Origin of the sequence: Winogradskyella helgolandensis (assembly GCF_013404085.1) — a bacterium.
In the GTDB taxonomy this organism is placed as follows: domain Bacteria; phylum Bacteroidota; class Bacteroidia; order Flavobacteriales; family Flavobacteriaceae; genus Winogradskyella; species Winogradskyella helgolandensis.
Genome location: NZ_JABFHO010000001.1, coordinates 2506565 through 2519805, shown reverse-complemented (window position 1 = coordinate 2519805; position 13241 = coordinate 2506565). Strand labels below are relative to the sequence as shown.

Sequence of the window (13241 nt, the reverse complement as noted above, 5' to 3'; positions counted from 1 at the left end):
CTATTTAGGATAATTTAAATCATATATTAATTAAAAAAACAGCTTCTAAATCTCAATCTTTTTATAAGCATTTCCATTCTTTTCATCTACAATAAACCAAGCTGGGTTTCCTGATTCATCCATGCCTAATTTTGCACCTGGTACTGGAGGTTGATTTAATGCGGATGATTTGGTTTGACTTCTATTAACATTGGTATTAATATCACTTACCAAAATTCCAACTTTAATCAGTTCTTCGATACTTTCTTTTATACTATTTATAATTTGATCTACATCACCTTCAGTATAAGCTGTAGTCATATAGCAAGGGAAACCTTCCATGATATGAATCCCTTTAGATCTTAAAATCACAAAAACAAGTTCAGCATATGGAATTTCTTCTAAAAATGCAATCCTCCATAAGGATCTGAAATAATTTATGACGATAGGTAAATTATGATTTTTGAAATACGTATTTAATTCAGTAGCTAAACGCTCTGCCTTATCTGCCAAGTCGTCCTGAAGTTCTGGTCCATTTTCCTTTAAGTGTATTAAAGAGGCTTTTGTAGACGCCAAAGCTAAAGGATGACGTACAAATGTTCCGGCAAAATAAGTAACACCAACTTCTGGAAATGAATCATCTCCAAATTGCCAAGCACCACCATCTAGCGCATCCATGTATTTATCACTACCCAAAATAGCTCCAATTGAAACACCTCCACCTATCACTTTTCCATACGTAGCAAGATCCGCCTTAATTCCAAACAACCCTTGAATACCCTGAGGGTGCATACGGAATCCGGTAATAATCTCATCAAAAATAAGTGCTGCATTTGATGTTTTAGTAATGTTACTGACCTCTTTTAAGAACTCTACAGGTTGAAATTCTGGTCTTCTACTTTGTATTGGTTCAACAAGTACTGCAGCTAATTCATCTATTCTATCTCTAATTATTTGTAAACTCTCTTCTGTTCCGTAATCTAAAATTAGCATGTTTTGAACCGCTTCTGGCATAATACCAGGTGCTGCAGGAAAGGTCTTTTTCATGCGTGAACCTCTTACAAGTACCTCGTCCGTAATACCATGATATGATCGTGAGAATGCCACAATCAAAGATTTACCTGTTACGGTTCTTGCAATTCGCATCGCTCCTAATACCGCTTCTGAACCTGTATTGCAAAGTGCTGCACGATCATGACCTGTCATTTCGCAAAGCATTTCACATACCTCACCTGCTAATGGATGCTGTGGACCAACTTCAAAACCTAATTCAATTTGATCATGTAATGCTTCTTTTATAAATTCTGGTTGATATCCTAATAAACAAGATCCAAATCCACTTAACGCATCTATGTATTGGTTACCATCAATATCCCAAAGCTTGTTTCCTGAAGATTTTTCTATAACTATTGGGTATACCAATTCTTTGGTTAAAGGTTTAAAGCCAGATACGACTCTAGGATCTGACATATGCGGACGATGTTTCTCGCTGTAAAATTTACTAGCTTCTGTTTTTTTGTTATAAGCAACCGTTAAATCGTCTAAGAATTGCTGTTGCTTTGTATTAATCTCAATCTTTTGCTTATCAATTTTTGGTGAGGCACCAAATGGTTTTTTATGTTCTTTAATCTCATCTTCAGAAAGGGTTGTTGGAGCCGTACTCATAATTGGTTTTGCTTCCTTTTGTACAGGTACTTGCACAGGAGCTGGAATTGCCTCTGAAGCAGCCGCTGGAGCTGTGTTATTACCTTGTAACAATGCTAGCTGTTTCCCTAATAATTGCAACTGCTGTGCGATAAGATCTACTGCAGAACTATTGATAGGATAATTAACTTGATTGGATTGTTGCACTGGCGTTGATACTGGTACTGGAGCTGAAGGTGCTGTAGCCATAGTATTTTGGATTGGTGCAGAAACAACAGTAGTACTTATAGCCGCTGCAAAACGCTCTGGAGGTAAATTGTTATCTAAAAAATTTGCTAAAAGATTAGGTGTTCCTAACTCATCATTTAATTGGCGAAACGTAATAGCTGTATTAAACTCATTTTTACATGTGATAGCCATTTGTGTTAATATAAGAGAATCAAGACCAAGCTCAAGAAAGCTAGAATTATACTCAGAAGGCTCTAACTCCATTCCTGAAGTATTAATTATAATTTCTGAAATTTTTTCTAGAATCGTATTTTTTCGTTGAGGTTCTAAAACAGTGTCCATTTGAGTACTTTTAGGTTGATTAATATTTGATTCGATTGATTGGTTATAATTATTGGTTTTATTATCGATAATAGGTGGATCTACCCAACACAGCTTTCTATCAAAAACATAAGCTGGCAACCAAACTTTCTGTCTTGATTGCCCTTCATAATAAGCTGGCCAATTAGGTTCTATACCTTTTAACCAAAGCTGCCCTAAAGCAGATAATACAGTATGATAGGAGTTTTCATTTTCCTTAGGCATTACTAAAGTAGCTATAGAGCTTGCCGATTTAGGTCTCTTTTTTTGCTGTGATAACGTGGTTAATGCACGACCAGGACCAACTTCTAATAAGATTATATCTTCTAATTCTAGCGCTGTTTCCATGGCCTCTGAAAAACGAACAGTTGCTCTTAAATGATCTGTCCAATAATTAGGATCTGTAGCTTCTGAATCGCTTAGCCAAGTCCCTGTTACTGTAGAGACTATTGGAAGACGAGGAATGTTTATTGTTACTTTTTCTACTTCTGATTTAAATTCTTCCAATACAGGATCCATCATTGTAGAATGAAAAGCATGACTTGTTAAAAGTAATCTGTTTGGAATTTTCTTTTCTTCTAATAATTTAGCAAATGCTTCAATAGGTTTATCTTCACCAGATACAACACATAATTGATCTGAGTTTACGGCTGCAACACACAGATCTTTAGGTAATATTTCAGAAAGACTTTCATACGTCGTTCTCACTGATAGCATACTTCCTGCTGGAAGATTACTAACCAACTTACCACGTTTGGCAACCAATAATAATGCATCTTTTAAACTGAATATTCCCGCTAAATGAGCTGCAACAAATTCACCTATACTGTGACCACAAAGAAGTGTTGGCTGAATTCCCCAACTCATCCACAATTGAGACAACGCATATTCCACAACAAATAATGCTGGTTGGGTATATTGAGTATCCTTAATAGTAACTTCTGCTTCAGGTGAATTACTTTCAGGATAAATAATTTGTCTTATATCAAAATTTAAGGCTTCCGATACTATTTCAGAACACTTATCTACAGCTTCTTTAAACACCATTTCATGCTCATATAGTGCTTTTCCCATCTGTAAATATTGAGCCCCTTGTCCTGGAAATAGAAATGCCAAATGACTTGGCACTGACCTTAAGTCAGCCGACTTAATTGATACAGCATCTTCTGATAATAATTCTGTATATGCATGCTCTGAACTAGATACTAAAGCAAAACTTCGTTTATTAAACGTATCTCTTGTTCCGCTAAGAGAAGCTGCAATATCAGCTATATTTATTTCTGGTTTAGATTTTATGAAATTACCTAATGCTGTTTTATAGCCATTAAGACTGGTCTCCGTTTTAGCTGACCATGTTAAAAGTTGTAATGGTTTACTTATATCTGAAACAGGTTCCTTTTTGATATACTCTTCAACTACGACATGCACATTTGTACCACCTACGCCAAAAGAGCTAATACCAGCAACTCTCTTTCCTTCAGAATTCCAATCACGTAATTCGTTATTTACAAAGAAGGGACTGTTTTCAAAATCAATGGCGGGATTTGCATTTTTATACCCTAAAGAAGGTGGGATTTGCTTATGTTTTAATGCTAGAATGGTTTTAATAACTCCGGCAACACCTGCAGCTGAGGTCAAATGTCCCATGTTGCTTTTAATTGAACCAACGGCACAATAACTGTTCTTTTCTTGTGGACCAAAAGCTAAACGTAAGCCTTCAAATTCTATTGGGTCACCTAACGGAGTTGCTGTTCCATGGGCTTCAATATAACTGATATCGGATGGAGAAATTTTAGCGTCATGCATAGCACTCATAATTGCTCCTGATTCACCTTCTATACTAGGTGCTGTAAAACTGCCTTTGTTTCCACCGTCATTATTAATTCCAATACCTTTAATGACACCGTGTATAATATCACCATCGTTAATAGCATCTTCTAACCCTTTCAATAAAACTACTGCGGCTCCATCACTAAACACAGTACCTTTTCCTTCTGCATCAAAAGAGCGACAGTGACCATTAGAACTTAACATAGAACCTTCTTGATACAAATGCCCACTATTTATAGGAGACGTGACACTAGAAGCTCCTGCTAATGCAACATCACATTGTCCTGAGCGTATGGCTTCTACCGCTTCTGCTATTGCTAATAATGACGTTGAACATGCTGAATGTACACTAACTGCTGGACCTTTTAGATTTAAGTGATATGCAGTACGAGTTGCAATGTAATCTTTATCATTTACGGTAGTCGCTTGAAAAGCACCTATAGCGTTGACTAAATCTGTATTTGGTAGTACATTATTTACATAATACGTATTAGTACCTGTACCTGCATAAACACCAACGTTTCCGTCATAATGTTTAGGAAGGTGACCAGATTGTTCTAGCACTTCCCAAGCAATTTCTAAAAACAGACGTTGTTGAGGATCCATCGCCTCCGCTAGTTTTGGATTGATACCGAAGAAACGTGAATCAAATTCTTTAGCTGAAGGTACAACACCTCTAGCACCAACATATAATGGATCTTTACGTAATTTTTCTGGGATTGATTTATCTAATTCTTCTGGTGTAAAAAATGAAATTGTTTCCTTTCCATTTTTTAGAACATCCCATAATTCTTTAATTGATGATGCTCCAGGAAATCGACCTGCCATGCCAATTACGGCAATATCTCCACCTGTAGATTTTTTTACTTTATGCTTTTTAGCCGTTTTAGCTAATTTATTTTTATCAATATTTAAATAATCCGATAACCCTGAAATCGTTGGAAATTGATAAATTTTTATAACTGGAATCTCTATTTTTAATAGTGTTGTCAGTAATGAAGCTACTTTCTGAGATAAAATAGAGGTGCCTCCCATTTCAAAGAAATTATCATCAATTCCTACTACAGGAATTTTTAACTCAGCGCTCCAAATTTTTGCAATATCACTTTCTATCTTGGTACGCGGTTTCTTTAAAGGAGGTGCATTGTGTGGTCTTTGATACTCTGGGAGCGGAAGATTTTTTTTATCAACTTTACCATTCGGCGTCATTGGAAAATTCTCAACCTGCATAAAAATTGATGGTATCATATATTCGGGCAGCACATCTTTAAGGTACTCACGACAACTATTAACATCAACGTTAGCATCTATAACTTGAAGATAGGCTATCAATCGTAATTCATTGCTTAAGGCATCACTGGCGATAACAATTGCACGTTTTATAAATGGTAAATTACTAAGTGCTGTTTCAATATCACCCAATTCTATTCGGTGTCCCCTAATCTTCACTTGATGATCACTACGACCTAAACATTCGATATCACCAGTTTCCAAAAGCCTTCCTAAATCTCCTGTTTTATATAATTTTGAACTGTTATTTTCATCAAATGGATTGGTTATGAAGTTTTCAGATGTTAGATCTAAACGTTTCCAATAGCCTTTTGATACGCCATCACCAGCAATGCAAATTTCCCCAATGTCTCCAGGAGGAACTAATTCCTTGTTTTCATTAAGAATATATACTTGCGTATTTGCTATAGGATAACCAATAGTGATATGCGTGTCGGATTTTTTAATCTCTTTTATAGTAGACCATATTGTGGTTTCTGTAGGACCATACATGTTCCAAAGCTCATTAACTTTATCTAATACTTTATGTGCTAAAGAAAGCGTTATAGGTTCACCTCCACAAAGCCCTTTAATAGGTAATGCTTCCTCCCAATTGGCATCTAATAATAGCTGCCAAGATGTAGGTGTTGCTTGTAAGATTGTAATATTTTCTTCTTTTAACACCTTTAACAATAACCTACTATCTTTCGCAATTTCCTCGGTTGCAATAACTAAAGTAGCCCCTTTTATTAATGGCAAATACAATTCTAACCCTACAATATCAAATGAAATAGTGGTTATTGTTAATAGCTTATCCGTTTCATTTATACCTGGTTTTAGCAGCATACTAAACAGGAAGTTCACAAGATTCTTATGAGTTACTTGAACACCTTTAGGCTTTCCTGTAGAGCCTGACGTATAAAGCAAATATGCTCTATCTTCTATATTTACATTAATTGTTGGTGGATTTGAATCGTGTTTTGAAATATTGGAAAACAAATCTTCAATAAAGATTTCCTTTGATACTGATTCAGATGCTATTGAAAATGCTTTGGAAGAAATTAAGATCTCTGCTTCAGAATCCTCTAACATAACATCTATTCGTTGACGAGGAAAACCAGGATCTAAAGGCAAATAAGCAGCTCCACTTTTCATGATTGCCAATAAACTAACAACTAATTCTATTGAGCGTGGTAGTGCTAAACCGACAAAAGTATTTGGTTTTACTCCTTGTTCTATTAAACAATGTGCTAAACTATTAGCTTTTTGTTCTAGATCTTTATAGGTGATTTCTGAATTTTCGAACTTTAAAGCTATATTATCTGGAGTAACTTTTGCTTGTCTGGCTATAATCTGATGCAACGGTAACTGCGGATATTCCGAGTTAGTCTCATTTAATTTATTATAAAAAGATTTATTAGTCATAACATAAACTTTTACTTTATTAAACCATCTTGATATTAAATCGACTAAGGTCAATTTCAATTTAGAGAAGGTTTAAATCTTATGCTTTGGGGTAGACTTTATAAATTTTATAATAAATTAGAACAACCTTTAATCTTTTAGGAAATTCACTTCACTTTATTAAATTATTACCCCTTGAGCAATTCTTATTAACTTTTTAAAATTAAAATCAATATCACAAACTTAAAACCTTAATAAGTTCTAAGTTATAGATAGTTATATTAAATTTCGAGGGAAAAATTTAATGCAATTTAGAAAAAAATTTAAATTTTGATTAAAAAATAGGGATAAATTGTTTTTTTAACCGTTCTAAACCTTTTTACTTTGATTATCATATAATTAACACAAAAAAATATTATTGAATTCTATTGTTTAACTAAAGTTTAAACATAAGATAAAATTATATATCTTAAACTAACTAATTCGAATTATTTAATTTTTAATTATGTATTAATTAGTGGCTCCAATAAATGTTATATTCTGAGAAATTTCTGGCCAAGGTTTTTGAGAATTATGCCATACATTAAAACCTGCTTCTTTAAATAATTTAGGGTAATTATGTGAAAAAGAACGCTCATGTCCATAAAGCTCAGAATTAGGATTTTTTTCAAAATTATGAGTTACTCCCTTAGGCTCGATAGCAATAAAAATTATTTTACCTAAGCTATTAACTTCTTTGAAAAACTCTTGTAAACGAGGCTGAGTAAAATATTCCAGAACCCCACCTGAAGTGACGAATATAGTATGACTAGAGCCATTTTCCCTAATCCAATCTAAACCATCAGCAGCTACAAACTCTAACCTTGAATTACCGTTGTACTTCTCGTTATTTATTTTAGTTTGATCTGGGCTTAAATCTATTCCGACAAACTTTTCAATTTTAGGAAATTCTGTACTGAGATAATTTAATACACTCCCATTGCCTGTACCTATTTCCACTAATGATTTAAATATATTGGTTTCATTTTTCAACTCTTCTTTAAGAATATCAAATACAAATGCCCAATTAGGTAGAAATTCAGATTCAAATCGAGCCTCAGTATCGGAACAAAAATCATCTCCTTGATTTACCCAATAACTTTTATGAAGTGATTCTAAGGTGTTATAATCAGATTTTTTCTCAATCTTGTTTAAGATAGCGTTTCGCATTAAGCGCTCTACATGAGTTAAGTTGTTATTAAGAACTAACGTTAATCCATTCTCTCTTAATTGCTGAGCTTTTTCGGGCCTTAAATAGACTAATAAATTACCAACTGTTGCTGTTAGAAACGGAGCACCTCGCAATACTAAATATTGATAAATCCTTTTTTTAAAATTATTCTTCATAATATTTTTATATAAGACTTATTGTAAATTTTGAGAACGTGAAATTAATCGTAATTATTTAATAACCATTTATTTTCATTCTTCTTTTCATTTTACAAAAGCTAGTAATATCTAATTATCCAGATAAGGTTTAAAAGTGAGGGAACTTTATATTTTCCTTAAACCTACTACAGAAAACTATAAATGATTATAACTTCTCGTTATTTTCATTATTAATTTCGTTTAAATACCATTTTTAAGCTTTAATTAGTTTTTTTTGATTAACTCTAAATAATTATTCCGAATTATTTTCAACCCTAATTATTTATATAAATAGACCATTTTTTTCAGTTAGAGCTTAGGATTAAAATGTAAATACATGCCATTCAAAATGAAAACACGAGTTCTATACAACTAAAGAAAACACGAATAACGTTTTGCAAATAAGCTAATTACAATTTTATTTCACTTACTAAACTCCAACAAAGGATTATTAGTGTTATTTTCTATAACGACCTTAACTCTTTCTAACAAAAGCCAACATTTTTTTTATATTCGCATTTAAATTCGTAGAATTACACTTTTAAAATTTAAACATGAATTTTAATTAAGAAACTACAGCATAGATTTTTACGTAACTATAAATAGCGAATTAAAAATCTAAACAAGTCTAATTTTATCCTAAAAAACCCATGAAAGATTTTATCAAAAAATATGAGATTTGGATATTTCTAATTCTGGCTCCCATATCTAGTGCTGTTATAGTTCTTGCAAGTATCAAAGGTTTAATTCCTGGCCCCTTATATACTCATGGTCGTTTCTACGCCTTATTATTATTGTTAGTTTTAATTGTAAAATTCACTAAAGGTAATGCGGGATTAAAAACCATTTTTAAACCTATGCTAAAATGGAAGGTTCATCCAAAATGGTATTTATTTAGTTTATCATTTGCGGTATTAGTAGGTCTACTTACATTATTCTTGAAATCGATATATAATAGTACTGAATTTTCGCTTTTTGATATAGATTTTCATTTCCAATCGCTTAGAGTTAGTATCGTAATATTAATGTGGGCTTTTGTAGGTGAAGTAGTATGGGTCAGTTATTCTGTTCGAGAATTATCAAAAAAAATGACTCCTTTTTTTGCTAGTCAAGTCGTTGGTCTTTTCTGGACTTTATGGTGGGCACCGTTAGTGATTCTAAACGTAAGTGTTATTAATGATCTTCCTATATGGGCTTTATTAATAAATATGCTCGGAGCTGCTGGTATGTGTGCCGTTGTTTATGGAAAAACGAAAAGTGGCATCTGTGTATGGATACTGCAATATATGTTAAACATGAGTTTATTAACAATACCTGTCTCCCCTAAATTAGGAGGGATACCTACATATATAGGATTTTCAGTACTGTATTTTGTTATAATGTTAATCTTTATGTATTTTATGAATCCAGCAAAAGCTTTTACGACTCCTGAAGAAGCCTAATTTATTGTACCAAAATCTATCCTAAAATTATCAATTTTTATCTCCATACCTCAATGTTGGATAAAATTGAAAGTTTCAATAAAAAAGCACCAAAAACAATACTACAATTTGTAGAGTTTTTGGTGCAATTAATAAAAATCAACTTATATTTAGTTTCCTGGCAAACCAGTCATCGTAAATATCATAACGAATAAAGCTACTGTTTCTACAATACCTATAACCATAATATATTTTGCGGTATCGCTTGCTCCAGATGCAATTGCATCACAAGCACGTGCGCCTGTTTTCCCTTGGAAAATGGCCGAACCAGCCATAGCTGCACCGGCAATTAAACCGATAAGAATTTGCCAACCATAGGATTCTGGTGGTAAATCGGCATCAGCAATCGCATTTTTTAAAATCATACCATAAATAACCTGAGATAATGGCGCACCGACAAAAATAAGCATTGATGTGGCTGCTTTTTGTCCGCTAGTAATCATCTTTTTCCAGGCACCAATTGCTGCCATACCAGCGATTCCTGTTCCTATTGCCGAGCCAATTGCTGCAATACTTAGGGACATTCCCATATCGCCTAAACCATTAACAACGGTCTGAATCATTGCTATTTCTGTCATAATTATTATATTTAAAAGTGTTTGTTACTCAGTTATATTGTTTTTAAAATTTCTGTGTTTTTCGTATTATAATTATTGTCTGATGTTATTAATTTAAAAGGTTTGTAAGCTTCACCTGAAAAATCAACTCCTAAATGACTTGCAAATTCAAGCATATTTAAACGAATACCATGGACCATTACTGCCATAAGTGCTAAAGCGATATTTAATCCATGGCCAAGAAGTAAGGCTATAGCAGCAAATAAAATTTCGAGCATTCCCATATTTTCAATTCCTGAAGACAAAATCATATTGTTAAAACTTGCAGCTACGGCCGCTGTTGCCATTCCCACCGCAAAAAGCCGTACATACGATACAATATCCGAAAAACCACTAATAAGACTTAAAGGCAGATTGGCAATAGAAATAAGGATACTTTTAAAAAAGTTTTTGCTCTCTACAGAAAACAAAGCGACTAAGAGTCCACCTGCTACAAAAAGCCAAAGTCCCCATTCAGGCATATCTATACCTAAAACTAATTGTTCGGTGACAAAAAATAAACCCCATACTAATGCAATCCAACCTAATTGACTGAGTGCTCTAATAGAATTTATAAACTGTACTGCTCGTACACTATGTGCAATTGTTAAATGAATCGCACCAATTAAGAACGACAAGTGCATCATAAAGGATACATTATCAACTCCAAAACTCGCAATATTATCTACGATTAACATCTTTAAAAAAGGTAATTCGGCAATTTCTGAAGATCCAAAATACGTCCCACTTAAAACTCCCCAAATAATGGTTGATATACTCAAAACCATAACTAAAACACGCGCTTGTGTTGGTAGTTTTTTACGAAAAATTAAAACTAGTAGTAAAAATATCAATCCATAACCAGCATCACCAACTAACATCGCAAAGAATAAAGCAAAAGCGATTAAAAAGTAAATAGATACATCCACTTCTTTGTATCCTGGAACAATATCTATAAACTTCATCACCGGATTAATGATACTAATCCACTTTGGGTTTTTAATATAAACCGGAACATCTTCAGGTTTTTCTGGATCCGAAATACTATAACCCCAATTATAAGCTTTAGCAGCTTCTTTAAATGAAGCGACTTCTGTTTTTGGAATATACCCTTTAAGATAATTACATTTCCCTTCAATATCCCCCATCCCCAAAGTCGTCTCTTCAACAGCTAAACGATCCATTAGCACAGCTTTGTAATCTTCTAGAACAGCTATGTTTTGTGCCTGATCTTCTAAGAATACAGCAATCGATTCTAATTGACGTTCTTTTCGTGAGATTTGTTCGGTAACAGATTCAAAACTCGCATTAGGTAATAACACCTCTTTAAATTGAAGCGTTACTGATTCGTCTCTTGTAAAAAAAGCTATAGGTACTTTTCCGTCTTTTTCTGCAAAAGTGCTTATATAATGTTCTTTTTGTAATTGTGGTACTATTTTTTTATCAACCACATATAAACGCAGATAAATAGATTTCTCCGCAAGCTTTTTAAAATCTTGAATTACTGTTTTCTCTCCCCAAGTGTGATACCAATCTAACTGTTGATTAAGCACCTCTAAGCGTCTGTAACACTCATTCTCAATAGTTTTAGTTTTAAGAAAACGCTCCACCATTTGTTTGGGGTCACGAACATTGTAAGTCACCTCTTTTGAAGCTTTAGAACGTTTTGAAATAAACGGTTCTAATTTTAAAATAGCAGTTTCAGTATCTTCTATTTCTGTTTTAATACGATTTATATTATAACTATTCGGTTTATTAATTTCCTTAACATCTAGAACTCCGAGTTCACCAAGACTTTGCACAGTATCATCTACTGACTTCGCCGATGTAAAAAGCAATATTTCCTTCATTCTAACAATCATACTGCCGCTGTTTTAGTTAGTTTTTTCTTCTTAACTAATTTGGCACAACCAATTGCCAAACGCTCCACATCCCCAAGATAAATTTCAATTTTCCTAATATTATGCTGTGCATCAGGAATAAACACCTCTTTAAGTGCGTTTTTCATACGACGTGCTTCTGCAAGCTCTTCCTGAAGTACTTCTAAATTTTTCTTTTCTAATTCAATTATTCTGTAATTAGTCTTCTGATCTTTAATAACACTAATGGCAGCATCTACCCAAAGTGGTGTATTGTAGAAATCCATTTCGTAAGCTTCAAAACTAATATCTTCAAACAACTCAATACTCACACCAGCTATTTCTTTCTTTGAGGTTTTAATAAATTTAATTTTCACAATAGAATTTAAGTCCTCATTGGCTTCTGCAAACACAGCAACCCAAGGTTTGGTCTCTTCATTTATAGTTTCAATAGCCTTTTCTAGACGTTGCACATTATCATAGATGGTCTGCACTACTTCCTTTAATTGCTGTTCTTTCATTTCAAAAACAGGCAAGGCGGTCTTGTATTCTTGAAGCTCTAATTTTAAAGCTGCAAGCGTGTTTTTATTCATTAAAATCTTATCAGCCATTATCCTCTGTGATTTTTATAAATTTTGAATACTGTATAAAGCCTTCCGTTTCATCAAAACTCCATAAACGTTGTAGTAAAAGAAGTTTGATTTTATAAGCTATTAAGGCGCTGAAATCTGAAAAATGACCAATTGACAATTCCTCCAACTCATGCCATTGTAATTCTAACAACTGCAGTTCTTCCTCTAAAGGATTACCTGGTTTTAGTTGAAGTGCTTCCAAAGGACTTGAAACATATGTTGTATCTTGATTTCGCGATAATCGCAATAGCTTTATTTTTTCCTTTAAATTGGAAAGAAAACTTGAAAAACCGGATAAAACGGCATCTCCATGTTCTTGAAATCGCTGATGATTTGCTGTATTTAAACTAATCTGTTTAAATATTTCTGCCTTTTTTGCCGATAAATATTTTGAAGCTTCGTCATCTAAAACAGTAATTAAATTGATATCACCATCATTCATGCTATAGGTTTGAAAAACAGAATGTACACGCTGCTTGTCCTCAACTGACGTACTAAACTGCAATTGCGGCAAACTACTTATTAAATATTCTAGATTTCCACTAAGCATAC

The 13241-nt window shown here is 33.4% G+C and carries 7 protein-coding genes; 1 reads left to right on the top strand and 6 read right to left on the bottom strand.

The window, feature by feature from the left end; all coding sequences use genetic code 11:
* Nucleotides 1-45: 45 nt before the first annotated feature.
* Together HM992_RS10470 and HM992_RS10465 are read right to left on the bottom strand one after the other, a co-directional pair.
* On the bottom strand, nt 46-6735 hold the full coding sequence (locus HM992_RS10470) for a polyketide synthase (protein WP_179321073.1): 6690 nt from the start codon (nt 6733-6735) through the stop codon (nt 46-48).
* Nucleotides 6736-7224: 489 nt separating this feature from the next.
* A complete protein-coding gene (locus HM992_RS10465) occupies nt 7225-8100 on the bottom strand; it encodes a class I SAM-dependent methyltransferase (RefSeq protein ID WP_178984934.1) in 876 nt (291 codons plus the stop codon).
* A 671-nt stretch (nt 8101-8771) separates the two neighbouring features.
* Between HM992_RS10465 and HM992_RS10460 the strand changes: the two genes are divergently transcribed.
* Nucleotides 8772-9563, top strand: coding sequence for a hypothetical protein (locus HM992_RS10460; RefSeq protein WP_178984933.1), 792 nt, complete (start codon nt 8772-8774; stop codon nt 9561-9563).
* Nucleotides 9564-9712: 149 nt separating this feature from the next.
* Here the strand turns inward: HM992_RS10460 and HM992_RS10455 are convergent, their stop codons facing one another.
* From HM992_RS10455 to HM992_RS10440, 4 genes are read right to left on the bottom strand one after another with little or no spacing between them, the layout of a single operon-like run.
* A complete protein-coding gene (locus HM992_RS10455; RefSeq protein WP_229720480.1) occupies nt 9713-10180 on the bottom strand; it encodes a hypothetical protein in 468 nt (155 codons plus the stop codon).
* Between the two features lie 32 nt (nt 10181-10212).
* On the bottom strand, nt 10213-12060 hold the full coding sequence (locus HM992_RS10450) for a V-type ATP synthase subunit I (RefSeq protein WP_179319618.1): 1848 nt from the start codon (nt 12058-12060) through the stop codon (nt 10213-10215).
* The gene (locus tag HM992_RS10445) at nt 12057-12668 is read right to left on the bottom strand and encodes a V-type ATP synthase subunit D (protein ID WP_178984930.1); all 612 of its coding nucleotides are present in this window, start codon (nt 12666-12668) and stop codon (nt 12057-12059) included. The genes HM992_RS10450 and HM992_RS10445 overlap by 4 nt, the downstream gene beginning before the upstream one ends.
* Nucleotides 12661-13239, bottom strand: a complete 579-nt coding sequence (locus tag HM992_RS10440) for a hypothetical protein (RefSeq protein WP_179319617.1) — start codon at nt 13237-13239, stop codon at nt 12661-12663. Before HM992_RS10440 ends, HM992_RS10445 begins: the two co-directional genes overlap by 8 nt.
* Between the last annotated feature and the right edge of the window lie 2 nt (nt 13240-13241).

Excerpts from the sequence above, each read along its gene's own strand:
- HM992_RS10470 (WP_179321073.1), bottom strand. The coding sequence starts at position 6,735 with ATGACTAATAAATCTTTTTATAATAAATTAAATGAGACTAACTCGGAA.
- HM992_RS10465 (WP_178984934.1), bottom strand. The coding sequence starts at position 8,100 with ATGAAGAATAATTTTAAAAAAAGGATTTATCAATATTTAGTATTGCGA.
- HM992_RS10460 (WP_178984933.1), top strand. The coding sequence starts at position 8,772 with ATGAAAGATTTTATCAAAAAATATGAGATTTGGATATTTCTAATTCTG.
- HM992_RS10455 (WP_229720480.1), bottom strand. The coding sequence starts at position 10,180 with ATGACAGAAATAGCAATGATTCAGACCGTTGTTAATGGTTTAGGCGAT.
- HM992_RS10450 (WP_179319618.1), bottom strand. The coding sequence starts at position 12,060 with ATGATTGTTAGAATGAAGGAAATATTGCTTTTTACATCGGCGAAGTCA.
- HM992_RS10445 (WP_178984930.1), bottom strand. The coding sequence starts at position 12,668 with ATGGCTGATAAGATTTTAATGAATAAAAACACGCTTGCAGCTTTAAAA.
- HM992_RS10440 (WP_179319617.1), bottom strand. The coding sequence starts at position 13,239 with ATGCTTAGTGGAAATCTAGAATATTTAATAAGTAGTTTGCCGCAATTG.